General features: G+C 64.9%; 29 protein-coding genes. 13 read left to right on the forward strand and 16 right to left on the reverse strand.

Annotation, left to right across the window (positions count from 1 at the left end; translation table 11 throughout):
* The first annotated feature begins 22 nt into the window (after positions 1-22).
* Positions 23-709 carry an ATPase domain-containing protein gene (locus SG26_RS08825; RefSeq protein ID WP_050037384.1) on the forward strand — a complete coding sequence of 229 codons (687 nt, stop codon included), beginning with the start codon at positions 23-25 and terminating at the stop codon, positions 707-709.
* Positions 706-1,116, forward strand: a complete 411-nt coding sequence (locus SG26_RS08830) for a hypothetical protein (RefSeq protein WP_050037385.1) — start codon at positions 706-708, stop codon at positions 1,114-1,116. Before SG26_RS08825 ends, SG26_RS08830 begins: the two co-directional genes overlap by 4 nt.
* Before the next feature lie 110 nt (positions 1,117-1,226).
* Here SG26_RS08830 and SG26_RS08835 read toward each other — a convergent pair whose 3' ends face one another.
* Positions 1,227-1,514: a DUF2795 domain-containing protein gene (locus SG26_RS08835; RefSeq protein WP_079980817.1), complete on the reverse strand. Its 288-nt coding sequence runs from the start codon at positions 1,512-1,514 to the stop codon at positions 1,227-1,229.
* A 146-nt stretch (positions 1,515-1,660) separates the two neighbouring features.
* Between SG26_RS08835 and SG26_RS08840 the strand changes: the two genes are divergently transcribed.
* The 3 genes from SG26_RS08840 to SG26_RS08845 all read left to right on the forward strand — a co-directional run bounded on the left by SG26_RS08840 (position 1,661) and on the right by SG26_RS08845 (position 3,225).
* Complete coding sequence (locus SG26_RS08840; RefSeq protein WP_050037386.1) at positions 1,661-2,437, forward strand: PHP domain-containing protein; 777 nt, start codon at positions 1,661-1,663, stop codon at positions 2,435-2,437.
* A gap of 54 nt (positions 2,438-2,491) precedes the next feature.
* Positions 2,492-2,656, forward strand: coding sequence for a DUF6757 family protein (locus tag SG26_RS21575; RefSeq protein WP_014039200.1), 165 nt, complete (start codon positions 2,492-2,494; stop codon positions 2,654-2,656).
* A 101-nt stretch (positions 2,657-2,757) separates the two neighbouring features.
* The gene (locus SG26_RS08845) at positions 2,758-3,225 is read left to right on the forward strand and encodes a cupin domain-containing protein (protein ID WP_050037387.1); all 468 of its coding nucleotides are present in this window, start codon (positions 2,758-2,760) and stop codon (positions 3,223-3,225) included.
* A gap of 23 nt (positions 3,226-3,248) precedes the next feature.
* Here the strand turns inward: SG26_RS08845 and SG26_RS08850 are convergent, their stop codons facing one another.
* From SG26_RS08850 to SG26_RS08875, 7 genes are all read right to left on the reverse strand, one after another.
* On the reverse strand, positions 3,249-3,965 hold the full coding sequence (locus SG26_RS08850; RefSeq protein ID WP_050037388.1) for a type 1 glutamine amidotransferase: 717 nt from the start codon (positions 3,963-3,965) through the stop codon (positions 3,249-3,251).
* Positions 3,966-4,137: 172 nt separating this feature from the next.
* Complete coding sequence (locus SG26_RS21580) at positions 4,138-4,275, reverse strand: hypothetical protein (protein ID WP_004516449.1); 138 nt, start codon at positions 4,273-4,275, stop codon at positions 4,138-4,140.
* Between the two features lie 74 nt (positions 4,276-4,349).
* The gene (locus tag SG26_RS08855; protein ID WP_050037389.1) at positions 4,350-4,535 is read right to left on the reverse strand and encodes a hypothetical protein; all 186 of its coding nucleotides are present in this window, start codon (positions 4,533-4,535) and stop codon (positions 4,350-4,352) included.
* A gap of 6 nt (positions 4,536-4,541) precedes the next feature.
* Positions 4,542-5,336 (reverse strand): aldo/keto reductase, encoded by a 795-nt coding sequence (locus tag SG26_RS08860; protein ID WP_044952113.1) that lies wholly within the window; start codon positions 5,334-5,336, stop codon positions 4,542-4,544.
* Positions 5,337-5,454: 118 nt separating this feature from the next.
* The gene (locus SG26_RS08865) at positions 5,455-6,438 is read right to left on the reverse strand and encodes a Gfo/Idh/MocA family protein (protein WP_050037390.1); all 984 of its coding nucleotides are present in this window, start codon (positions 6,436-6,438) and stop codon (positions 5,455-5,457) included.
* A gap of 30 nt (positions 6,439-6,468) precedes the next feature.
* The gene (locus SG26_RS08870) at positions 6,469-7,764 is read right to left on the reverse strand and encodes a hypothetical protein (RefSeq protein WP_050037391.1); all 1,296 of its coding nucleotides are present in this window, start codon (positions 7,762-7,764) and stop codon (positions 6,469-6,471) included.
* Between the two features lie 107 nt (positions 7,765-7,871).
* Entirely contained in the window at positions 7,872-8,159 is a 288-nt protein-coding gene (locus tag SG26_RS08875; protein WP_004590026.1) for a zinc ribbon domain-containing protein, read from the reverse strand.
* A 166-nt stretch (positions 8,160-8,325) separates the two neighbouring features.
* On the opposite strand from SG26_RS08875, the gene SG26_RS08880 reads away from it, so the two are divergent.
* Positions 8,326-8,763, forward strand: a complete 438-nt coding sequence (locus SG26_RS08880) for a DUF6735 family protein (RefSeq protein WP_050037392.1) — start codon at positions 8,326-8,328, stop codon at positions 8,761-8,763.
* A gap of 9 nt (positions 8,764-8,772) precedes the next feature.
* Positions 8,773-9,492 (forward strand): endonuclease NucS, encoded by a 720-nt coding sequence (gene nucS, locus SG26_RS08885; protein ID WP_014039208.1) that lies wholly within the window; start codon positions 8,773-8,775, stop codon positions 9,490-9,492.
* Positions 9,493-9,576: 84 nt separating this feature from the next.
* Here nucS and SG26_RS08890 read toward each other — a convergent pair whose 3' ends face one another.
* Complete coding sequence (locus SG26_RS08890; RefSeq protein WP_014039209.1) at positions 9,577-9,828, reverse strand: HalOD1 output domain-containing protein; 252 nt, start codon at positions 9,826-9,828, stop codon at positions 9,577-9,579.
* A gap of 120 nt (positions 9,829-9,948) precedes the next feature.
* Here SG26_RS08890 and SG26_RS08895 point away from each other — a divergent pair, with 120 nt between their 5' ends.
* Positions 9,949-10,665, forward strand: a complete 717-nt coding sequence (locus SG26_RS08895; RefSeq protein ID WP_023843070.1) for a helix-turn-helix domain-containing protein — start codon at positions 9,949-9,951, stop codon at positions 10,663-10,665.
* Positions 10,666-10,674: 9 nt separating this feature from the next.
* On the opposite strand, the gene mutS is transcribed toward SG26_RS08895, so the two are convergent.
* Positions 10,675-13,449, reverse strand: a complete 2,775-nt coding sequence (gene mutS / locus SG26_RS08900; RefSeq protein ID WP_050037393.1) for a DNA mismatch repair protein MutS — start codon at positions 13,447-13,449, stop codon at positions 10,675-10,677.
* A gap of 125 nt (positions 13,450-13,574) precedes the next feature.
* Between mutS and SG26_RS08905 the strand changes: the two genes are divergently transcribed.
* The gene (locus SG26_RS08905) at positions 13,575-13,964 is read left to right on the forward strand and encodes a hypothetical protein (RefSeq protein ID WP_014039212.1); all 390 of its coding nucleotides are present in this window, start codon (positions 13,575-13,577) and stop codon (positions 13,962-13,964) included.
* Between the two features lie 174 nt (positions 13,965-14,138).
* The gene (gene thsB / locus SG26_RS08910; RefSeq protein ID WP_050037394.1) at positions 14,139-15,818 is read left to right on the forward strand and encodes a thermosome subunit beta; all 1,680 of its coding nucleotides are present in this window, start codon (positions 14,139-14,141) and stop codon (positions 15,816-15,818) included.
* 362 nt (positions 15,819-16,180) lie between these two features.
* Here the strand turns inward: thsB and SG26_RS08915 are convergent, their stop codons facing one another.
* The gene (locus SG26_RS08915; protein ID WP_050037395.1) at positions 16,181-17,056 is read right to left on the reverse strand and encodes a hypothetical protein; all 876 of its coding nucleotides are present in this window, start codon (positions 17,054-17,056) and stop codon (positions 16,181-16,183) included.
* Positions 17,057-17,132: 76 nt separating this feature from the next.
* Between SG26_RS08915 and SG26_RS08920 the strand changes: the two genes are divergently transcribed.
* A complete protein-coding gene (locus tag SG26_RS08920; RefSeq protein WP_050037396.1) occupies positions 17,133-18,128 on the forward strand; it encodes an ornithine cyclodeaminase family protein in 996 nt (331 codons plus the stop codon).
* Here the strand turns inward: SG26_RS08920 and SG26_RS08925 are convergent, their stop codons facing one another.
* Genes SG26_RS08925 through SG26_RS08930 form a run of 3 tightly spaced genes read right to left on the reverse strand, consistent with a single transcriptional unit; the run spans position 18,129 to position 18,749 of the window.
* Positions 18,129-18,350, reverse strand: a complete 222-nt coding sequence (locus SG26_RS08925; protein ID WP_014039216.1) for a hypothetical protein — start codon at positions 18,348-18,350, stop codon at positions 18,129-18,131.
* Positions 18,351-18,396: 46 nt separating this feature from the next.
* Entirely contained in the window at positions 18,397-18,564 is a 168-nt protein-coding gene (locus tag SG26_RS21585; RefSeq protein ID WP_014039217.1) for a hypothetical protein, read from the reverse strand.
* Positions 18,564-18,749, reverse strand: a complete 186-nt coding sequence (locus SG26_RS08930; protein WP_014039218.1) for a hypothetical protein — start codon at positions 18,747-18,749, stop codon at positions 18,564-18,566. The genes SG26_RS21585 and SG26_RS08930 overlap by 1 nt, the downstream gene beginning before the upstream one ends.
* 198 nt (positions 18,750-18,947) lie before the next feature.
* On the opposite strand from SG26_RS08930, the gene SG26_RS08935 reads away from it, so the two are divergent.
* Together SG26_RS08935 and leuS are read left to right on the forward strand one after the other, a co-directional pair.
* A complete protein-coding gene (locus SG26_RS08935) occupies positions 18,948-20,339 on the forward strand; it encodes a HAMP domain-containing sensor histidine kinase (RefSeq protein ID WP_050037397.1) in 1,392 nt (463 codons plus the stop codon).
* 153 nt (positions 20,340-20,492) lie between these two features.
* On the forward strand, positions 20,493-23,180 hold the full coding sequence (gene leuS / locus SG26_RS08940) for a leucine--tRNA ligase (protein ID WP_050037398.1): 2,688 nt from the start codon (positions 20,493-20,495) through the stop codon (positions 23,178-23,180).
* 29 nt (positions 23,181-23,209) lie between these two features.
* On the opposite strand, the gene SG26_RS08945 is transcribed toward leuS, so the two are convergent.
* Positions 23,210-23,662: a peroxiredoxin gene (locus tag SG26_RS08945; RefSeq protein WP_050037399.1), complete on the reverse strand. Its 453-nt coding sequence runs from the start codon at positions 23,660-23,662 to the stop codon at positions 23,210-23,212.
* Between the two features lie 2 nt (positions 23,663-23,664).
* Positions 23,665-24,072 (reverse strand): Hsp20/alpha crystallin family protein, encoded by a 408-nt coding sequence (locus SG26_RS08950; protein ID WP_050037400.1) that lies wholly within the window; start codon positions 24,070-24,072, stop codon positions 23,665-23,667.
* Positions 24,073-24,099: the final 27 nt, after the last annotated feature.

The raw sequence follows: 24,099 nt of genomic DNA on the forward strand, positions 1-24,099 counted from the left end.
CAGACGGACTCAGGTAGCTGATATGCGTCTCTCTAGTGGGGTCCCCGGCTTCGACGAACTCATTGAGGGGGGGCTACTCCCGAATCGTCTTTATGTGGTCAGCGGCCCGCCGGGCAGCGGGAAGACTACTTTCTGCTCACAGTTCATTACACAGGGCGTCAAGGAGGGCGAGACGTGCCTGTACGTGACGATGCACGAGACCAAGACGGAGTTGATGCAGGACATGGCCGGCTACGATTTCGGGTTCGACCGAGCCATGCAGTCAGATGCCATCCAGTTCCTCAACCTCGTTACCGAGAGCGGGAAGCGAACAATCACCCAGTTCGGTAGCGAGGGTGGCCTGACGAACCGACTCGTCGCCTACATTAGACAGAACGACATCCAGCGGGTCGTCATCGACTCGACGATGCTGTTGCAGCACTTCATGAACGACGTCGAAGACGAGATTACGGGCTTTCTCTCCGCGCTGAAACAGACGGACGCGACGACGTTGCTCATCTCCGAGATGACTGACCCGTCCTCCTACAGCGACGAACACTACCTCGCCCACGGCGTGGTTTTCTTCCACAACTTCCTCGAGAACGGGAGCATGACCCGCGGCGTTCAGGTTATCAAGATGCGTGGCACCGCCATCGACTGCGATATCCGCGAAATCACCTTTTCTGACGCCGGACTGCAGGTCCATGCTGATCGGAAAGTGGAGACATGAGCCGCTACGAGCGTGAGTTCGGCACCGACTGGGAAACTCTCGACAAAGACGAGGCCACCGACCGGGCCTACGCCATCGGTGTCGCCGAGCGCCTCGGGGAGTACAACCGCGAGGAACTGGAAGCCATCTACGCCGAGATGAACTCGGCGTACCACAAGAGCATGGTCGAACTCGCGTACGACGAAGGACGCAACGAAGCGAAGGAAGCGGCAGAGACGACCAGTGCCGACCGGGACGCCCTCTGGGCTGACCTGATTAACGGCGAGAAGACGTACATCGACGAAGACGACGTGCCGACCGGCGGCCGCGACGGCCTGCCGTCGGCTCTTGACTCCTCGGAACTGCTGGATAGGCAATCAATCGACAGCACTGACGCCGTCGATAAGCCGGACTTTCTCGACCGGTAGAGTCCACACGTGCGTACTTACTGACTCTCGATAGCGCTGCTGCTCGCCTGTGTAAAACGATGGAGACGGGAAACCCGTCTAGAGCTGGGACCGCAGGCCGTTCTGGGCCGTTAGAAAGAGACTTGGTCCGGCCCGTCTTCGCCCATGCAGATCGGGTCGCGGTCGGAGTAGCCCTTCCGGCCGATGGCCTTGCTCGACACGCCCGAGAACGCCGCGAATTCAGCGTCTTCCGCGCTCTCGAAGGTTTCCGGGGCCGACCGGCTGAGCGCGTCGCCCAGGCGTTCGGTGCCGTTTGGCAGTTCGAGTTCCATGTCACCGTCGGCCTCGATGATTTCTTCGGCGGAAACCGGGTAGTCGTACGATTGGAAGGCGTCCGTTGCGTTGCTTAGCATTCGCATGTCTACCGAAAGTTCATGGTTCCTAATAAACCTTCACTATAGATAATCATAATATCCCTTAATGCGTATAAGGAACCCGCGTTTCGTGTACCCATGGCACACGATTTGACCAGAAGCGGCTTGCTGCTGGGGAATGTGGGAGAAGTATGGTTGTCGCTGACTTGCACGTACACACGACCCGCTCCGACGGGACGCTCTCCGTCGACGAGGTCCCGGCCGCTGCGAGACGAGCGGGTGTTGAGGTCGTCGCCGTCACGGACCACGACCGACTCCAGCCTGCACTCGACGGGCCCGTCACCGAACGGGACGGTGTGACGCTGCTCCACGGTATCGAACTCCGCGTCGAAACCGGGACCCAGCGACTGGACCTGCTGGGCTACGGCGTCGACCCGACCGACGAACTCCGGGCCGAGTGTGAGCGCATCCAGCGGAACCGCCGCGAGCGCGGCGCGCGCATCATCGAGTGTGTCGAGGACCGGTTGGGCGTCTCGCTCCCCGTCGAACCGCGTGACGGCCTGGGTCGCCCCCACATCGCCCACGGGATCGCCGAGGTGTCGGATCACACCTTCCAGTCCGCATTCGACGAGCTAATTGGCGACGACTGTCCCTGTTACGTCGCCCGGGAGGTCCCGTCCTTCGAGCGCGGCTGTGCAGTCCTCTCGGACGCGTGCGGGCTGGTCGGCCTCGCCCATCCGTTTCGATACCCCGATACGGCGGCCGCGCTGTCCAAGTGTGCGTCGCTCGATGCCGTCGAACGGTGGTACCCCTATGGCCGTACGGTCGACGACAGCCTCGTCGACGACGCTATCGAGCGATACGACCTCGTGCCGACGGGCGGCAGCGACGCTCACGGCGAGACGCTGGGTGACACCGGTCTGGACGCCGCCGCCTGGGGCAAGGTAGAAACAGCGCTCAGCGTCTGACAACCGGCAGACGGAACCCGAGGGTTCAATGTCGTCCGGGGCTACTATTCAGGTATGCAGTGTCACTACTGCGACCGTGAAGCCGACATCGCCGTCGAGAGCGACGGCATCAAGGTCGGTGTCTGCAAGACGCATTTCCGTGAACAGATGGCGGAACTGGAAGACGCCGACTGGCTCGAAGACCTCGACGAAGAACTCGACATCGACCGACGCGAGTGACCGACGCTCCGTTTTGCTGCTTCTGCCGTGGCGTGCCCCAGTGGCACCGATGTGACTCACCCTGACTAACGGTTAAGGACTGTCCGCTGTACATGGCAACTATGGAGAAAGTCAGTCTCGACGCCGTCGAGTCGCGAATGGGGCCGGCGTCAGTCAAGCGGGCGCTCGCCGGGCCGCTCGGCACCGACGCCATCGCGCTGAACTACTACGAACTGGCACCGGGCGAGTCCTTCGGCTTCGGCTACCACCGACACCCGGACCAGGAGGAGGTGTTTGTCGTTCAATCGGGCACAGCGACGTTCGAAACGGAGGACGGCGACGTGCGCGTCGGAGCCGGCGAGGCCATCCGCTTTGCCCCCGGTGAGTGGCAACGCGGCCACAACGAGGGCGACGAGCGCGTCGTTGCGCTTGCGCTCGGCGCGCCACAGGAGATGGGCGACACGGACATGCTTCGGCACTGCGAGGAGTGTGGCGGTCGCACGCACAACTACGTCGAGATGACGGACGACCGGGACGCGCTGGTGACACGCTGTGAGGAATGTGACGCCGAGACCGGCCGGTTCACCTGACCGTCAGAAGGTACTTCGACGGCTTAGTCATCGGAAGCAGCGGCGGTGCCGGTCGCGTCACCAGTCTGACGCGCGGCGAACTCGGTGAAGTTGTCGAACAGTCGCTTGGCCTCGCAGGCGGCGCGGTAGTTCTCCTCCGTGACGCCGTCCAGCACCGCCTTGATGCGCTCGTCGGAGAGTTGCTCGTCCTTGCCTTTCGTCACCGTCTCGGCCGTCCTGGGGTCGTACTCGGGGTGGAACTGCACCGAGAAGACGTTCCCCTTCCGGAACCCGTGGACGCCGTAGTCGTTCTCGGCGAACGTGGTCGAACCCGGCGGCACCTCGGCGACACGGTCCGAATGCGTCGTGAAGACGGTAAACGACTCGTCGACGCCGGTGAGCAGTTCGTTCTCGCCGTCGTGTTCGACGGTTCGGTAGCCGATCTCGTACTCGTCCATCGCCTCGACGGTCCCGCCGAGCGCGTGCGCCAGCAGTTGGTGGCCGAAACAGACGCCCAGGAACGCGATGTCGCGGTCGACCGCGTCGGTCACCCAGGATTCGAGGTCCCGTATCCAGGGCTCGTCCCAGTAGACGGACGCGCGGCTGCCCGTGACCAGACAGCCGTCGAACGCGAAGGTGTCGGGCAGTTCGCGTTCGGTCACGTCGTATTCCACGAGGTCGGCGTCGAGTTCCCGCCGGAAGTTCCGGCGGTTGTCATCGCCGTCGTGGGCCGCGTTCAGTAGGGCGATCCGTGGCCTCATTACCAGTATGCAGCGGCTCAAACGGTAAAAACGTACGTACTGACGGTAGTGATTGCCGCTCACAGTGACGGGACACCGGCGTCAAATCGACCACGGATACAGCGGCTATCGGAGATAACTGGCCATTCGGAACTGTCTCGCTACGGGGCGTCGACGACTGCGATACGTGCGTTTACGTCTGGTCCGCTTCCGGGTTGTTCGTCCGCCGATAGGAGCCCACCATCTTCCACAGCGTGTCGTTGAAGTCGTCGTTGTTGGCTTCGCTCTCGATCTGCCGGTACAGGTTTTCCGAGACTTCGATACGGGGCATCAAGTGCGTATAGAGAGCGGGAGTAAATAAATCTCCGCTGACACGGAATCGAGTAAAAGCTTCAACGACCTCCTCTAGGGGCCATATAACCATCTGGCACCGAAAGAGACGAACCAGGCCATCCAGACGCAGAATATGACCAGCCACGTCCCGTACTGGACTGTCGGGTTCGGAACCAGGACGTACGCCAGGACAAGCAAAGCGGCAATGCTCGCCGCGGCCGTGGCGTCCCAGCGGTCCAGTGCGGGCGGATCGACCATCTGGGACTACTGTGAAATGCCGTAAGTATCGTTGTCCCAGTCGTTGACGCCGGTGTCGTAGACCGCCTGCTCGCGTTCGATGGCATCGATTCGCTCGCGGTCGGCGGCGTCGAGTTCCCAGTCGAACAACGCGAGGTTCTGGCGGACGTGCTCGGGAGAGGAAGACTTCGGTAGCACCACCACGTCGTTCTCGACCGCCCACTTCAGGATAATCTGGGCCGGCGACTTGTCGTATTCCCCGGCTAACTCCTGAATCACGTCGTCGGCGAACACCTCGGTCCGACCCAGCGGCGCGGCCGCCTCGACGACGGTGTCAGTGTCGCGGCAGAACTCGACGACTTGGTCCTGGGTGTTCCAGGGGTGGTACTCGATCTGGTTGACGGCGATGGGCACGTCGGCGACGTGCTGAGCGGCCCCGAGCTGGTACGCGCTGAAGTTCGAGACGCCGACGTTGCGGATCTTCCCCTGGTCGTGGAGCGTCGCCATCGCGTTCATCGTCTCCCGGATGGAAGTCGCGGGGTTTGGCCAGTGGACGAGATACAGGTCGAGATAGTCAGTCCCGAGGCGGTCGAGCGACGCCTCGCAGGCCTCGATGACGGACTCGTAATCGAGGTGCTTGGGCAGCACCTTCGACGTGAGGAACACGTCCTCGCGGTCGTAGTCGGCCAGGGCCTCGCCGATTTCGGCCTCGTTCCGGTAGCCTTCGGCGGTGTCGACGTGAGCGTAGCCCGCATCGAGCCCCGCTCGAACGGACTCCTGTACGGTGTCGCCGTCGATGTCCCACGTCCCGACGCCGACCATCGGCAGTTCGTCGCCACTCGGAAGCGTCACTGTTGGGGGTGTCACAGTACGTGCCTCATCCGCCGCAGTCAAAACCGTTTCGCGCTCATCGTGTCGTGGCACACGCCCGATTTACGTTTCACTCGGGACTGGCGATGTCGACCGGCTGGCCGGTGTCCGCGCTCCGGGCCAGCGCGTCCATGGCGCGCATGTTCCCCAGCGTCTCGGCCCGGTCGATGGGCGGCGCTTCGCCGTTCTCGACGGCGTCCGCGAACGCCTCGACCTGCAACTGATAGTGGTCCACCGGGTCGAACGTCTCTGTGACCTCGCGGCCGTCGACGCTGTACGTCAGCGAGACTGACTCGTCGTGTTCCGGGCCGAAGCAGTTCGGCGCTTCGAGCCAGCCGTCGTCGGTCTCGACCCGGTAGTACTCCCGTCTCGGTCCGTCGAACCCGCAGGAAACCGAGGCGACCCCCCCGTCGTCGTACGAGAGGACGCCGCTGAAGTTCGTGTCCACGCCGCTGTCCCGGGAATCACGGGCATGGGCAAACGCCCGGTCCGGCTCGCCGAGGAAGCCCCGGGCCGCGCTGACGGCGTAACAGCCCACGTCCATCAGGCTCCCGCCGGCCAGTTCCGGGTCCAGCCGGATGTTACTGGCGTCGCCGAGCGAGAACTTGAACGACGCGTCGACGGTGTGTACCTCGCCAAGTTCGTTTTTGACGATTTCCCTTGCCCGCCGGGTCCGCGGGTGGAACTGATACATGAACGCCTCCATCAGCGTGACGCCCTGTTCGGCACAGTAGTCGAAGAGGTCCACTGCCCCGGCAGTGTCGACGGTCAGTGGCTTCTCACAGAGCACGTCGAGCCCGTGGTCGGCGGCCCGCTGGCTCCACTTGGCGTGGAGCGCGTTCGGAAGCGGGTTGTACACCGCGTCGATATCCGCCTCGGCGAACATCGTCTCGTAGTCGCCGAAGGCACTGTCTATATCGAGGGCCTCGGCGACCTCGCTGGCACGGTCCCGGGTTCTGGAGCTGATCGCCGCGACCGTGTGGTCCGACTTCTGGATGCCCGGAATCACGTCCTTGCGTGCGATTTTCGCCGTCGAAATAATGCCAAAGCGCATACCGATACCCGACTCTCCGTTGATAAACAATTACCGACCTTTCGCTTCTGACTCGACGCTGACTTCCTGTTCGGATACGGCGGCCAGTCCGTCCGCTGGCGGCTCGCGTCTGTCGGGCACGAGTTCGGCGGCCACCTCGCGTGCGCGCTCGAAGTGGACCGCCGCACCGTCACACGCGGCCCCGGCACTCTCTCGCTTTGACTCGTCGCTGCCCTCACGCAGCGCCTCTTGCCCCGCTTCACGGTGTGCATCGACCAGTTCGACGGCGATGTCCGCGAGCGCCTGTCGGAGCGACGCCCGGTCGCCGTCGAAGCGGCGGTCACGACCCCAGTCCAGTTCGTACGCCGTCCGGTATCGGTCGAGGGCGGCTTCCCAATGTGTGGCCCGCGCTGCCGGGTCCGTCGCGGCTCTGGCCGCGCCCGCAGCCGCCTGTGCCGCGTCGACCGGGGCCGACAGGAGTTCGGCGTATTCCGCCTCGACTGCGTCCCGTGCGTCCGTGATGGCTTCTGCCGACGGCTCCGGTGCCGTTACCGCCAGTGCTCGTTCGTACTCGACGCTGGCCTGTGCGTACGCATCCGCGGCCCGCTCGTACGCCCGGTCCTCCCACGCGTGCCGGGCCGCGTCGCGGTGCTCCTCGGCCGCCCTGACGTGCCGTCGGCGCTGGCTGGTGTCGATCTGTGCTTGCGTTGACTGGAGGCGTGCATCGATGGTCGCTGTCGCCCCCTCCCCCAGCGATTCGACCCGTTCCCGTCCGCTATCGAGTGCCTCCTGTGCGGCCGTGATGTGCGTGGCTGCTGCGTCGGGATTCGCCGCCTCCAGTGCCGCCGTTGCAGCCTCGACCTGGGATTCAGCCCGGTCAAGCTCGGTCAGCGTGTGCGTCCAGACCTGTGTGGTTTCGTCGACGAACGTCCGTACTGGCGCTAGATCGCCCTTGCATTCGAACGCCCAGCGGTCTTCGTCGACGGTGACGATTTCGAGTGTCGACGTACGGAGCCCCGACTGACAGTGTACGGCCACAATGTCTTCGTAAGGGAGCGAAATGGTCCGGTCGCCGTTGTCGTCGCCGACGACGAACACGACCCGGATGTTCGTTGCAAGCAGATACGCGCGGTAGTCGCCGGCCGGCGTGAGCGACTTGTCGTTTCCCCGGCCAGCGACGACGCCGGACCGGTCGTTGTACGCGAGATATCGTGGCGTCTCTGCCGCCCGTAGATACTGCCCCAGCGGCTGCTCGAGCCGGCGTGTGCGTCCGAACAGCCCGTCGGTGTTCGCTCGCTCGAATATCGCCGGTCGACCCGAGGAGCGTACGTCGATAACGGTTTCCACAGTCTACCCCCGTTCGTCAGTATATTCAAATATATATTCGGAGAAATAAATACTTTGGCCGACAGCAGCGCTCAATCCGGTTGATTCGACCCCGGCCTTGTAAACGGTCAGTACGGCTGGCTTCGATCCGTCGGCTGACGCTGCGGGCTCCCGCTCGTCAGGTCGGCGACGCACTGCCGGCAGAACTGGTAGTCCTGCTCGTTCCTCGCCCCGCAGTGGGGACAGTCGATGGATTCAGTGCTGTCGTCGGTGGCGCTGCCACGGCGCCCTTCGGTATCGCCCTGCCCGGTCGCACCGGCGGGGTCACCCCGGTGCCGGTACGCATACAGCATGGTCAGGACATGGAGCCCCACGAGAAGCGCGATAGCGCCGTAGAGCCACTCGCTCACCATCATATGTAATGATACGTGAACGTACTACTTGAGGGTTGTGCTGGGTTACCAATGGTCGGTGGTTTCGGTTACGCTGGCGGGCACTCGATAGGGATCCTGTAGGCCAGCGTTCAAATAGGACCACGGAGCCACGGAACCCCATGCCCGCTTACACGCTCGGTGGTCCCTGATGGGTCGTCGAACGCTCGTCGCTGTCACCCGTCCCGACGGCCGCTACGACTGCCGCATCGCACACTGGGGCGTCGACGCCGACCCCATCACGCAGTCCCGGCCGCTGGGGAACGACTGGACGGCGTCGGCCGTCCTCGCTGCCATCGATGCTACCTACGACCAGTTGGTCGTGCTCGACGGGCCGGTCCGGACCTACGCCGTCTGCTGGCTCGACCCGACGCTGTCGGATCTCGACGATATCGTCCTGGCCCGCACTGACGACCCGGATGCGCTCCGGACGTGGTGGGTCGACCGCAAGGACGAGGCCTGTCGCGCCCTCGACAGCGAAGGCTGCGACCCGGCAACTGTTCGGCGCGCCCTACTCGCGTCGCTCCGAAACCACGCTTCGTCCGTCCACTGCCCCGACGACGCGTCCTTTTTACGCGGGGACCGCTAACCGCCACCCGTGACCGCCGTCGAGACGCTGACCTACCCCGACCCCGCTGACGCGCTGGACCTCGCGTCGCGCAACGCCGACCGCGGCGCGCTGGTGACGCTCGTCGGCACCTGTACGGTCGAGTACGAGGGCCGAGCGGCCAGTTCGCTGGGGCTCGGCGACCGCCATGTGATGCTCAAGCCCGACGGGGCCGCGCTGGTCCACACCGACGAGGGCCAACAGCCGGTGAACTGGCAGCCGCCGGGCTGTGAGCACAGCATCAGCGTCGACGACGGCTCGCTGGTCGTCCGCTCCACGCGGTCGACCCCCGAGGAGTCGCTCGAAGTGGCCTTTGAAACGGTCGCCCACGCCGCCGCCTTCGACGTGACCGACTCCAAGGACCTCGCACTCACCGGCACGGAGGCCGATCTGAAAGACCGCATCCTCGACGAGCCGGCGCTGGTGGAGTCGGGCTTTACGCCGCTTGCGACCGAACGCGAGACCCCCGCCGGCGCGGTCGACATCTACGGCGAGGACGCCGACGGCCGGACGACGATACTCGAACTCAAGCGCCGGCGCGTGGGTCCCGACGCCGTCGGCCAACTGGGTCGGTACGTCGATGCCCTGGAGCGCGACCTGCACGCCGACACCGAGGTCCGAGGTATCCTCGTCGCTCCGTCGGTGACCGACCGAGCGCGTCAGTTACTCGCCGAGAAAGGGCTGGAGTTCGTCTCGCTCGAGCCGCCATAACCGCTATTTTCTCCTCTTCTCTGGGAGCTGTCAGTCTCGCGCCCGTACTGACTGCCGCTGTCGTCACACGGTTGGATGACGCAGTTATCCGTCTACAGTAACCGTTCCATCGGTGTCAACGACCACGCGGTAGCCGCTGTAGTCGAACGCCACATGACCGTCGGTGTTCGAATCAGCGATGCACGTCGTCAGTGCATCCGGATTGATACTATCGGCCAGTGGGGGGAGCGTCTCGACCGGCCGTCTCTCCGCGGTCGCGACAGCGCGAACGACTGCCGTGACGATGGACTGGTCGGCGCCGTGGACTTCTATAACGGTTGGTGATATTCCGGACACGGTTCTCTGACCTCATGTTGTATTTGTCTTGTAGATGTAAAGTTCAGTGTGGCTAGCATAGTAAACGCCGAAACACGATATATGCCAACACTCTTCACAGTATGCCAATTACATTTACCTATGTCCCAACAGTCTGGTAACGGCCGGGCGGTCACCCGCGTGGAGTTTGCCCTCTCTGATGGGTCGTATCCCTTCGTCTCGGTGTCTGCAGCCGAATCGTGTTCCGTGATTCTCGAAAAATGTCTCCCCCAGACAGACGACACGTACGCCGAGTTTTTTTCGGTCGAGGGTGCTCGCCCCGGCCGGCTTGTCGAACGCATTGAGGACGAAAACGGCGGTACGGCGCGGGTGATTGAGTGCACCAGCGACGGTGGGCTCGTCGAAATCAACGTGCGGGACAACTGTCCCGTTGTCTCGCTTGCGGACGCCGGGGCAGTACCACAGACCGCCCGGAGCGTCGATGGACAGGGGACTATCGTAGCCGATGTCCCGAGCCAAACCGATACGGCCGCGGTTATCGATTCGTTCCTGACGGCCCACTCGGATGCCGAACTCGCGGCGAAGAAACAGCGCGAGTCCATCGTGCCGCTGTTCGGGTTCCAGAACTACGCGTCCCACACCGAGCCACTGACCGACCGACAGCAGGAGGTTCTCGCGACGGCCCACGAAGCGGGGTACTACAACTGGCCCCGCGGGGCGACGGCCGCGGACTTAGCTGAACTCCTCGACATCTCGGAGCCAACGCTGCACAAGCACTTGCGGGCCGCCGAACAGAAACTCGTCGCGACGATGTTCGCCTGCCCGCACGACGAACGGGCCACTGCCAGCGATAGCTGATCGCGGCTGTTATTCAAGTCGGTCCTGCAGGTCCGCGAGCGCGTTCATCGCCTCGATGGGCGTCATCGTCGCCACATCCAGCGACGCCAGTTGCGCTGCCACGCCCGCCGGCAGTTCGGCCTCGGGAGTCGACCCGTTCGTCCGAAGCGCCTCCTGTGTGTGGCCGTCCGCTCCACCCTCGCTGGCCGGGGCCACCGCTGTTCCGTTTTCCGTCGGTCCTATCTCCGCGGCGGCGGAATCCGTGTCGGAGTCAGCCGTCTCGGCATCTGTCAGGAGGTCCCGCGACCGTTCGACGACGGATTCGGGGACGCCGGCCATGCTCGCCACTTCGACGCCGTAGGAGGCCGCCGCGGGACCGGGTGCGAGTTCGTGGTCGAAGCGCACGTCGTCGTCCTTGCGGCTGGTCTCGAAGTGGCGGTTGGTCGCGCCGGGCAGCGCCGCGGCGACGGCCGTCAGGTCGTGGTGGTGGGTCGCGAACAGCGTGTACGCGCCCACCTCGTCGTGGAGATGCTCGGTGACGGCGCGGGCGATAGCCAGCCCGTCGGCCGTCGACGTGCCGCGGCCGACCTCGTCCAGCAGGACTAGCGAGTCTTCGGTCGCTGCGTCCAGAATCGTCGCCAGTTCGGTCATCTCGATCATGAACGTCGAGCGGCCGCCGGCGATGTCGTCGCTGGCCCCGACGCGGGTGAACACTCGGTCGAGAATCGGGAGGTCGGCCGCCTTCGCGGGGACGAAGCTCCCCGCCTGTGCGAGCAGGCAGATCAGCGCGACCTGGCGCATGTACGTCGATTTCCCGCTCATGTTCGGTCCCGTGACGACGGCGAGGAAGGGCTGTATATCGTCCGCGGTGACACCGTCGTCGCTTCCGTCTCTGCTCGCTCGGACTGGCCCGCTCCCGAGATGCGTGTCGTTGGGGACGAAGGCGTCCTCGGTCCGCTCGACGACCGGATGGCGGCCGGCGGTGATGTCGATGCCGTCGCCGCCGACGGTCGGCCGGCAGTAGTCGTACTGCGCCGCAACCTCGGCGAAGGAGACCAGCACGTCCAGGCGGGCGAGACGGTCGGCAAGCGCCTGCACGCGCTCGGCCTCGTCGGCCACCTCGTCCCGGACCGCACAGAACAGGTCGTACTCCAGGTCGTCGGCCGCGCTCTCGGCGCGCAGAATCTCGTCCTCGCGCTCTTTGAGCGCTGGCGTGTAGTAGCGCTCGCTGTTTTTCAGCGTCTGGCGTCGCTGGTAGTCCTCGGGGACAGCATCGAGGTTGGCGTTTGTCACCTCGATGTAGTAGCCGTGGACGGAGGTATGCCCGACCTTCAGCGAGTCAATGCCGGTGCGCTCGCGCTCGCTCGCTTCCAGTTCGTCGATCCATTCCTTGCCGGACTGCTCGGTCGAACGCAGTCGGTCCAGTTCCTCGTCGTAGCCTTCGCGAATGACGCCGCCCTCGGTCACCTGCTGTGGCGGGTCCGGGCGGATCGCCGCTTCGATTTCCTCGCGGGTCTCGGTCAGCGGGTCCAGCGTGGCGTGCAGGTCCGCGAGCAGGCGGGCGTCGGCGTCGGCCAGATGGTCCCGGATGTCCGGCACGACCGACAGTGTGGCGGCCAGCGACCGGAGGTCACGGGCGTTCGCCCGGCCGCGAGAGACACGCGAGATGAGCCGTTCGAGGTCGTACACCTCCGCGAGCAGGTCCGAGAGCCCTTCGCGGGTCGCCGGGTCGCGCTGGAGTTCCGCGACCGCGCCGTGGCGGGCCTCGATGCGGTCCGCATCGAGCAGCGGCCGGCGGAGCCAGTCGGTCAGTTTCCGCCGCCCTAGCGCACAGGCGGTCTCGTCGACCGTGTCCACGAGCGTTCGGTTCTCGTGGCCCCGGACCGAGCGCCGTTCGAACAGTTCGAGGCTCTCGACGGCGACGGCGTCGAGCAGCATGTACTCCCGCGGGTCGTACCGCGTGAGATGGTTGAGGTAGTCGAGCGTGCCGGCGGGGTCCACGTCCGCGTCGACCGGTTCGCCGTCGGGGCCGACCGCGCCGCTGCTGCCGCGGGTGTACTCAGCGTAGGCCAGCAGGCCGCCACAGGCCCGGATTTCCGCGTCGCCGGCGAGCAGGCGCTCCGGCGGGCCGAAGTACTGCCCCACGCGGTCCTCGGCGCGCTCCCGGTCGAAGGCGGCCGCGTCGTAGCGCGTCACCAGACAGGCCGGACCGAACACGGCGTCCCGATCCACGTCGACCTCCGGCCCGACGATGGCTTCCGCCGGGCCGAACCGGCTGAGTTCGTCGGCGACGGCGCTTTCCGAGCCGACACTGGTCGCGTAGCAGTCGCCGGTCGAGATATCCAGTAGCGCCAGCCCGTATCGCTCGCCAGCGGTCAGGGCGGCGACGTAGTTGTTGTCCGCCCCGCCCAGCAGTTCGCTCTCCGTGAGTGTGCCGGGGGTGACGATTCGCGTCACCGCCCGCTCGACCACGCCGCTGACCTCGTCGGGGTCCTCGACCTGGTCGGCGATGGCGACCCGGTAGCCCGCGTCCAGCAGCGTCTCGACGTAGGACTCGGCGTTGTCGATGGGGATGCCGGCCATCGGGTACTCGCCGGTCGAGTCCTCGCGCTGGGTCAGCGTGATCTCACACAGCCGGGCGACCCGCTGTGCGGCCGCACAGAAGGCCTCGTAGAAGTCCCCGACCTGAAAGAGGACCAGGGCGTCGTCGTACTGCCGGCACAGCTCGTAGTACTGTGCCATCATCGGCGTCAGGTCCTCCTCGAGCTCGGCCATCTTCTCTGGCGGGCCAAGCGCAGCGTCCATACCGATGGGCAACAGCCGGCCACTCATAGGCGCTCCGCTCTCCTGTGCGTGCTCTGTTCGCTCTGGGTGACACTGCGACCGCAACTGACCACTGATTTTTATACCGCCCGGGAGACGTAACCCGTATGTCACGTCGTGCCAACTACGCGCTCTGTCAGTTCCAGCAGCTCCTCGGTCCGTCGGCGGACTCGCTCGACGTTCCCTGGGCCGAGTACACCGGTGATTCGACCGATCCGGTTTCCTTCGACATCCCCACCTCGTCACCGGATGACCCGTACGTGCAGATGCAGGTGTTCGACGTCGAGGACTTTGACCACGAGATCGTGGTCAACGGCGAGGCGCTGTCGGGGTTCGACATCGCGCCTGGCGAGGGGTGGCAGCTCTGGATGGACACGATTGCGCCCGAGCGACTGCACCTCGGCAAGAACACGATCCAGTTCCGACGGGACACCGACTCGAAGGACGCCTTCGTCGTCGGGTCGGTCACGGTCCACTGGACGGAACCCGTCGAGTGAATATATAAACAGGTCGTCGCTCGCTTGATGGGGCGTGCCAACAGCTACCATTACCGACGGACCGTACTCCCTCTGTCTGGTGGTTTCACCTGTTCTGGCTGTCTCAACGGGTGACCGACGAACGTCCCATAACCCATACTTTTATATAGAACCACATGCAATCTTCGCTTGATTATGAGCCAACGCCAGATGCAGGGCCAGCCGATGATCATCCTGGGAGAGGACTCCCAGCGGATGAAGGACAAGTCTGCACAGGAACACAACATCTCGGCCGCTCGCGCGGTCGCCGAGTCAGTACGCTCGACGCTCGGCCCGAAGGGGATGGACAAGATGCTCGTCTCCTCGATGGGCGACGTGACCGTCACGAACGACGGCGTCACCATCCTCTCGGAGATGGACATCGACAACCCGACAGCCTCGATGATCGTCGAGGTTGCCGAGACACAGGAAGACGAGGCCGGTGACGGCACCACCTCTGCCGTCGCCATCGCAGGCGAACTCCTCAAGAACGCCGAGGACCTCCTCGAACAGGACATCCACCCGACGGCGATCATCAAAGGGTTCGACATGGCCGCCACGCAGGCCAAGGACGAAATCGCGGATATCGCCACGGAAGTCGACCCCGACGACGAGGAACTCCTGAAGAAAGTCGCCGAAACCTCGATGACGGGCAAGGGCGCGGAGCTCAACAAGGAACTGCTCGCCCAGCTCATCGTCGATGCGGTCAACGCCGTCACCGTCGAGGCCGAGGACGGCTCCGTCATCGCCGACCTCGAATACCTCAACATCGAGACCCAGACCGGCAGCTCCGCCGGCAACTCCGAGCTCCTCGAAGGCGCAGTCATCGACAAGGACCCGGTCCACGAGGAGATGCCGACCGAAGTCGACGACGCCGACGTCCTGCTGGTCGACACGGCCATCGAACTCGACGAGACCGAAGTCGACGCGCAGCTCTCCGTCGACGACCCGAGCCAGCTCCAGAACTTCCTCGACAAGGAAGAAGAGCAGCTCAAGGGGATGGTCGACCAGATCGCCGACACCGGCGCTGATGTCGTCTTCTGCCAGAAGGGCATCGACGACATGGCCCAGCACTACCTCGCCGAGAAGGGTATTCTGGCCGTCCGCCGCGCCAAGAAGTCCGACATCGAGTTCCTCAAAGAGGTTCTGGGTGCCCGCATCGTCTCCGATCTCGACTCCGCGAGCGCGGAAGACCTGGGTCACGGCTCTGTCACCCGCGACGACGCCGAAGGCCTGTTCTACGTCGAGGGCAGCGGCGACGGAGCCCACGGCGTCACGCTCCTGCTCCGTGGTTCGACCGACCACGTCGTCGACGAACTCGAACGCGGCGTCACGGACGCGCTCGATGTCGTCGCGTCCACGGTTGCCAACGGCAGCGTCCTCGGTGGCGGCGGCGCACCTGAAGTCGAAGTCGCCCGCCGGCTCCGCGACTACGCCGACAGCGTCGAAGGCCGCGAACAGCTCGCTATCGAGTCCTTCGCCGACGCGCTGGAGATCATCCCGCGCACCCTCGCCGAGAACGCTGGTCTCGACAGCATCGACACGCTCGTCGACCTGCGCGCCGCCCACGAGGACGGCGATGTCAGCGCCGGCCTGAACGTCTTCTCCGGTGACGTCGAGAACACGCTCGACACCGGCGTCGTCGAGCCAGCCCACGCCAAGCGACAGGCGATCTCCTCGGCTGCAGAGGCCGCGAACCTGGTCCTCAAGATCGACGACATCATCGCTGCCGGCGAGCTCTCGACCTCCGGCGGCGACGAAGGCGGCCCCGGCGGCCCCGGTGGCGCCCCTGGCGGTATGGGCGGCATGGGCGGCGGTATGGGCGGCATGATGTAGGAGACGAGCGGAGCGAAGTCTCCGAACGAGCGAACGGACGAAGTCCGTGAGCAAAGCGAGGGGCCGAACGAAGTGAGGGGCCCTCGAATAGTGAGCGGCGAAAGCCGCGAACAGCGAGGTTCTGAGCGGAGCGAAATCTCCGAACGAGCGAATCGCCGTTTGCGGTTCGGTTTTTTTGCGATTCTGTAACGCGCCGAGTCATCCCAGCGTGTATATCGAGACGTGAAACCGGAGAAACAGTTAGGTACGTCTCTGCGAAGTATCGACTGTCCCGGTCCGTTTGGTGGGACGGACTGGTGACAGCGGGTGGGGGCCTCTCTCCGTTTTGTGACTGATTCGACGGCGTCCAGCCGTCGCTCGCGTCATTCGGGACGCGCTGTTCGGTTTCGATGGCGTTCGGTCCGCTGTCGGTCTTCGAACACCACGTCCGTCGTTCCGAGGTCGCTGTAGCGGAGAATCTCGGTCACTCTGTGGGTATCCGTTCCGTTCACGACCGTGTACTGGAGCGCGTAGCCTCGGACGATGCCGTTGGGCGTCACGGTCGCCGAGAGGGAGACGTTGGTCACACGGTCGACGGGACGGGTGGCAACCGCGCTGTCGTCGGCCGACCCGGTTCCTTTGATGCGATACAACGGAACGCCGTACAGTTGCTTGATGACCTCGTCGCCGGGGCGGATGGATGTGATGTTAGTGGCGGAAAGCAGCGCTATGAGACGCCCGTTGAACGTGGGTTCGAAGAACAGCGCGGCCCGAGGTGGGCGTGGCGGGCCACCGATACCGCGGCTGTCCGCGACTACTTCCGCCGACGTCGACCCGTTGACGGTCGTCCGACTGAGCGCGCGGCCGTCCCGCCAGGTGCTATGGATCTCACGCGCTGTCACACTCTCCCCGGATATCGTTCGGGTGGCCGTGTACGACTCGTAGCCCGCGCTGACGCTGGCACGGGTCCGGACGCGGCTGTGCAGGCCGCTGCCGTTCATGACGGTCCTGGTGTGGTGGACGCGATAGGAGGTGTTCGAGAGCTGGGCGACGTGGGCGCGGCCGAGCGCGGTGGCGTTGACGACGCGGTCGCCGACGACGCCCGGGGCGCGTTGCGCCGGACTCGTCGGTGCGTCTGCAGTCGGGACTGGAGCCGGTGTCACCGTCTCCCTGGCGGCCGAGCCGTCCCCGAACAGACCGGTACATCCGGCGCTCAGCAGACAGAGACAGACCGCGGCAATCGCCACCCCGCGACGCATACCCGTGACTGGTCGTGTGGCGATATAACCCCTGTGACGGCGGAGGGCTGAATATTGTCGAGTGTCAACATACCATATGCAGACGCTACTTCTCGGCGCGGACGCGGTCGAGGACCACGCGGCGATGCCGGCAGTCATCGACGCAGTCGCCGCGGCCTTCGCCGCCGATGCCAGGGAGAACACCATCATGCCGGCCAAGTCATACGTCGACCTGCCGCAGTACAACGGCGACTTCAGGTCGATGCCGGCCTACGTCAACGCGGAAACGTGGGACGCCGCCGCGGTCAAGTGGGTCAACGTCCATCTGGACAACCCCCGCGACCACGACCTACCGACCGTCCTCGGGACGCTCATCTACTCGGACCCCGAGACGGCGTTCCCGCTGGCCGTGATGGACGGCACAGTCCTGACGCGCCTGCGGACCGGGGCGGCCGCGGCGGTCGCCACCGACCATCTCGCCGTCGCCGACGCGGACTCCCTTGGTCTGGTCGGGGCTGGCACGCAGGCGTACACGCAACTGGACGCCATCTCGTCGGTCCGGGACATCGAGACGGTGGTCGTCGCCGACCGGGACGCGGAGAAACAGCAGGCGTTCGTCGACGCCTGCGCCGACCAGTTCGACGTACGTGCGGGCAGTATCGAGGACGCCGCCGGCTGTGACGTGCTGTCGACGATTACGCCCGTCGAGTCGCCCATCGTCAACCGGGAGTGGCTCGGCGAGCGCACGCATATCAACGCCATTGGTGCCGACGCCGCCGGCAAGCAAGAACACGACGAACGCACGCTGCTGGACGCGAAACTCGTCATCGACAACTACGAACAGTGCACCCACTCCGGCGAGATCAACGTCCCGTGGGGCGAGGGCGTCCTGACTGATACCGACCTCCACGGGGAGCTCGGCGACATCGTCGCGGGCACCCTCTCGGGGCGGACCGACGACGACGGCATCACGCTCTTTGACTCGACGGGGCTGGCCATTCAGGATGTCGCGGCCGCCCACGTCGTTTATCAGAACGCAAGCGATGACGGCGACGGGACGCCGTTCTCGCTCGTCGACACCGACACGTCCTGATTACGACGAGGGCGTGAGCATCTCGGTCACTTTCGAGATGCCCCAGACGATGATGATAAACGGAAGGAGCGGCATCAGCAGGACGAACAGGCCGGCGAGCATCCCCCAACCGATCACGTCCATCCCCTCGTTGGGACGGCTACGCGTCCCCGGCGTGACCGACCGGAGCGGTGCCGGCAGTCGTCCGCTGTCCTTCGTGTCGTCGTCAGGTGATTCAGACATACTTTCTCTTGCACTGAAACGTGTATAAGCCTAGGCCCCGGTGTAACTACATTGCGCCGGCAACGCCGCTACCGATTGCGGCCCCGCACTCGCCACAGGCCACGAGGTAGAAGCGTTTGGAGGCGGTGAAGAAGCCGGTCGTCGAATCCATGTCGAGGAACTCTACATCGTCCTGGTCGGCCATCTCCGCGTCGCATTCCGGACAGTGGACCATCAGGCCGCACCTCCGTTGGACTTTGCGCCGGCGACGCCGCTACCGATAGTGACGCCACAGGCCGCGCAGTTGGCGGTGTAAAAGCGCTTGGAGGCTTTAATCAAGCCGGTCTTGGCGTCTACTTCGACGAACTCGATGTCGTCGGCCGTTTCCAGCGAGGTCTGGCAGTCAGGGCAGTGTACCATACACTCCCGACACCAGCCGAGACCGGCAAAAATCTTGTGTGGGGCGCCGCTCTCTCGGCCGGAGTACCGGCGACGCTATCGGCTCGACAGTCCGGGCGACATCGCTGCACTGGCAGTCCTGAGCGGCGTCTGGCCTTCGAAACACCCGAAACAGTGACAGTCCACCACACGCAATAGTTTGCTCACTGGGAACGCACCATGGGTAGCAAATCTGTGCTCGTCGTCGCAGCCGACAGGCTGGATACTGGGACTCTCGAATCCGCTCTCGCTGAGACGCCGGCTTCGATCACGTACCTGTCGGACCTCACAGACCTCTTTGACACGCTCACCCATTCGGTGTTCCACGCTCTCGTTCTACCCGAAACAGTCGACGGCCAGTCCGGAACCGATATCGCGTACGGCGTCAGGAAGCTGTTTCCCGACCTGCCGGTGATCGTCGCTGGCGAGGACCCGGCGGCGGTCCCGGATACCCTCGACGTGACGGCTGTCGAGGCGTCGACACGTCTCGAAGACACCGTCGCCGAGGCCCTCCGGGACAGTCTCGACGCTGAGCCACCGACTGTTGCCGGACGCCCGCCGTCCCCGATGGAGACGCTGTTGCTCTCCCTGTTCAACGAGTTGCCGGACCACCTGTACGCGAAAGACGAGCAGGCACGACACGTCCTGATGGGTCGGGGGTTCAACGAGCCGACCGACCGGCTTGGCCTCACCGACGTCGAGGTCCCGGAACTGGCCGATGAACACGCGAGAGCGGCCCTGCGTGATGAGATGGACGTCATCGAGGGCGACACGGACCGGATCGAAGTGGAGGAGTTCCTCGATCTCGACGCGTCGTACGTCCGCACCCGCAAGATGCCGTGGTACGATTCCGCTGGGAACGTTCGGGGAATCGTCGGACACACTCAGGATATCACGGAACGAAAGCTCCGCGAGCACGCGTTTCGCCGCCAGCACGAACGGATGGTGAAAGTCGCACTCGTGGCGTCTCACGAGCTTCGAAACGAACTCCAGATCGCCTACGGGCGACTCGAAGAACTGGCTGACTGTGACGATTCGACCGCCGACATCGAGGAGTCGCTCTCCCAGATCTCGACGATTATCGATACCGTGGTCGAACTCTCCACGAGCGATCCGAATGGCTCGAGCCAGCGCGACGAGATCGAACAGGTCCCGAAGCGAAAACACGTCTGGCTCTCCCGTCTCAGTCGGGAGGTGTGGGACACCCTCGCCGGCAGTGAGGCGTGCCTGACTTTCGACGGGGACACCCGCATTGTCGCCGATCAGGAGTCCGCCGGGCTGTTGCTCCAGATACTGTTCCAGAACGCGCTCGAACACGCTGGCCCGTCGGTTACCGTCACCGTCGGTACGACGGCCGACGGCTTCTTCGTCGCCGACGACGGCCCGGGCATCGATGTCGAACCGCCGGAGCGCGTGTTCGACGCGGGCCACACCGCTGTCCCGGAGAACACCGGATTCGGACTCTACGTCGCTCGCCGGGTCGCCGCGGACCACGGCTGGACGATCTCCATGTCCGAGAGCGAGTCGGGCGGCGCTCGATTCGACATCGGCAACGTCGACTGTCAGGCATAGCGGGCGGCTGGTCGACCTGTGGCGACGTTACCGCTCTGTGGTACGCCGGTCCCCCGGATTCACATCCATTCGGCTTGTGGGCTCGTGCGGCGGCCCCTGATAGCCTCCCGAAGGGAAAGGTATAGCACGGTCGCTGCCGGATGTTCCGATATCATGACCACGACCGGTGAGGAACGCGAGCGGGGGTTCGATCACACGGAGATCGAACCCAGGTGGCAGCGCACGTGGGACGAGGCCGACGTGTTCCGGATCGACGACGACGAGAGCGACCCGGAGTACGTCCTGGCGATGTTCCCCTACACCTCCGGGAGCCTCCACATGGGCCACGTCCGGAACTACACTATCACGGACGCCTACGCCCGCTTCGAGCGGATGCGCGGCGAGAGCGTCCTCCACCCGATGGGGTGGGACTCCTTCGGCCTCCCGGCTGAGAACGCCGCCGAGGAACGCGACACCAACCCGCGGGACTGGACGATGCAGTGCATCGACTCGATGCGCGACCAGCTCACTGAGATGGGCTTTGGATACGACTGGGACCGCGAACTCGCGACCTGTGAACCCGACTACTACCAGTGGAACCAGTGGCTGTTCAAACAGTTCCGCGAGGAAGGGCTGGTCGAGCGTCAGGCCGCCGAGCTGAACTGGTGTCCCTCCTGTGAGACTGTCCTCGCCGACGAGCAGGTCGAGGGCGAAGAAGAGCTCTGCTGGCGCTGTGACACACCAATCGAAGCCCGCGAGATGGACCAGTGGTTCTTCACCATCACCGACTACGCCGAGGAACTGCTGGAGGACTTAGACGACCTCGACGGCTGGCCGAACAACGTCCGGGAGATGCAGCGCAACTGGATCGGCAAGCAGGCGGGCGCGAGCGTCGCCTTCGAGGTCGGCGACTACGGCGAGGTCGACATCTTCACGACCCGCCTTGACACTATCCACGGGGCGACGTTCTTCTCGCTGGCTCCGGGCCACCCTGTCGCACAGGAAATCGCCGAGGGCAACGATGAAGTCGCGGAGTACATCGAAACGGCCGAACAGGCCGACGAGGACGAACTCGACGTGACCTCCGGCGTGTTTACCGGCGAGTACGCCGTCAACCCCGCTACCGGCGAGGAGATTCCCGTCTACGTCGCCGACTACGTGCTGACCGACGTGGGGACGGGCGCGCTGTACGCCGTGCCGGCCCACGACGAGCGCGACCACGAGTTCGCCGAGGCCCACGACATCGACATCGTGCAGGTCGTCGAACCGACCGACGACGCGGACGCTGACCCCGAAGACATCGACGTGCAGGAAGCAGCCTACCCCGAGGACGGCCTGCTGGTCAACAGCGGCGAGTTCGACGGGCTCAGTAGTAACGAAGCCCGCGACCGCTTCGTCGAGGAGTTCGACGGCGAGCACCGCACGGAGTACAACCTCCGCGACTGGGGTATCTCCCGCCAGCGCTACTGGGGCACGCCAATTCCGATGATCCACTGCGACGACTGTGGCTACGTCGAGGTCCCCGACGAGGACCTCCCCGTCGAACTGCCGGAGTTCGTCCACACCACCGGGAACCCGCTCGACGCGGCCGACGAGTGGAAACACGTCGACTGCCCCGACTGCGGGGCCGACGCGGTGCGGGAGACGGACACGATGGACACCTTCGTCGACTCTTCGTGGTACTTCCTGCGATACACTTCGCCAGAGATGGCGGATGCCCCCTTCGACGCCGAGCGGGCCAGCGACTGGATGCCGGTCGACCAGTACGTCGGCGGTATCGAACACGCCGTGATGCACCTGCTGTACGCCCGCTTCTTCACGAAGGTGCTGGACGACCTCGACATGGTCGACGGCGTCCGCGAACCCTTCACCAACCTCACGAACCAGGGGATGGTGCTGGGCGAGGACGGCAACAAGATGTCGAAGAGTCTGGATAACGGCGTCTCACCTCAGCGCATCATCGAGGAGTACGGCGCGGACACGGCCCGGCTGTTCATCATGGAGGCCGCCCAGCCAGAGAAGGAGTTCGCCTGGAGTCCTGAGGGTGTCCAATCTGCTCATAGCTTCCTCCAGAACGTGTACACGCTGGTTTCGGAATACGCCAACGGCGAGGCGGAGACAGCCACAGACTTGGCGAACGGTGACGACATCGCGGACTACGTCGCCCGCGAAATCGACGCCACCGCGGCGAACGCGACGGCCGAGTTCGAGGACTTCCGCTTCAACCACGCGCTCCAGGCCGTGCGGGAACTGGTGTCGCTGCTGCGCCGCTATCAGGAAGCGACCACCCCCGATGCCGACACCTTCGAGCGCGGGCTGGCGACGGCGGCGAAACTGCTCGCCCCGGTCGCGCCCCACGCCGCCGAGGAGATGTGGGCCGAACTGGGCCACGACGACCTCATCGCAGAGGCCGAGTGGCCGGCTGCTGAAGCCCCCGAAGACTACGAGATGGAGCGCCGGCTGGTCGAGAACACCCGCGAGGACATCCGCGATATCGTCGACACGGTCGGCATCGAGGACCCACAGACCATCACGCTCGCCGTCGCGCCCCAGTGGAAGCACCGCGTGCTGGACCTCGCTCGGAACGCCGACGGCAACGTCGTCGGCACCGTCATGCAGGACGAGGACCTGCGCGAGCAGGGCGAGGCGGCCGCGGACTTCGCCAAGGAACTGGCCGGCCGCGCGCAGTCGCTGGACGAGCAACTGCCACCCGAGCGCGAACAGGCGGCGCTCGAACGTGCCGCGTGGCTCGTCGAACGAGAGTTCGGCGCCGACGTAATCGTTCAGGGACCAGCGGAAGCGGACCCCGACCTCGTCGGCAAAGCCGGCCCCGGTCGCCCGGCCATCGACATCGACGAGTAGCCCGTCGGCGTGCTATCGCTTTCTGAGCCCTACTCGGCCCTGACCAGGCCGGTGTCAATGAGGTCCTCGAAGACGCTCGCCGCGTGGCCGTCGGGGCCGACCCGCTCGTAGACGGCGACGACGCGTTCCTTCGCGATGACGTACGTCGTCCGCTGGCTCCGCCTGTCGACCAGCGGCACGTCGAACGCTTCACACAGCCGTCCCTCGGGGTCGGCTAGCAGGTCGAAACTGATGTGGTTCTTTTCCGCAAAGTCACGGTGACTCTCCACGCCGTCGGTCGAGACGCCATACACTGAAACGCCGGCGTCCTCGAACCGGTTTGCGTGCTCCTCGAACTGCTCCGCCTCCGTCGTACACCCCGGCGTGTCGTCTGCCGGATAGAAGTACAGCACCGTCGGCTGCTCGAAGGCGGGCTGGACCGGGTTTCCGTGCTGGTTCGTCGCTCTGATCGTCGGCACGTCCGTGCCGGGTTCGAGTACCATCGTCAGTTTACGGGGATATCCGTCCCGTTATCGTCCTCGCTGTGTCCGACCTTCGCCAGCCGAACGGTGAGGACGCCGTCGTCGTAGCTCGCGGTGGTCTCATCGTCGTCGACGGCTTCGGGGAGGCGGACCGACCGGCTCAGTGACTGCTGGCGGCGCTCGCGCTGGACGTACTGGCCGTCAGTCGACTCTTGCTCCCGGCTCGACGTGGCGCTGATGGTGACTTCTCGGTCCTCGACGAGCTGGACGTCGATGTCGTCGCTGTCGTAGCCCGGCAGGTCCGCGTGGACGACGAAGGCGTCGCCCTCGTCGACGACATCCACTGGAATAGCGCCCATGTCGACGCCGAATTGCTCTCCCAGCATATCGAACGCGCGCTCGATCTCGCTGAACGGATCGCGGTCAGACATACACGGGGGTACACGGGCCCGGGACTT

The sequence above is a fragment of the Haloarcula sp. CBA1115 genome (assembly GCF_000827835.1).
GTDB lineage: Archaea > Halobacteriota > Halobacteria > Halobacteriales > Haloarculaceae > Haloarcula > Haloarcula hispanica.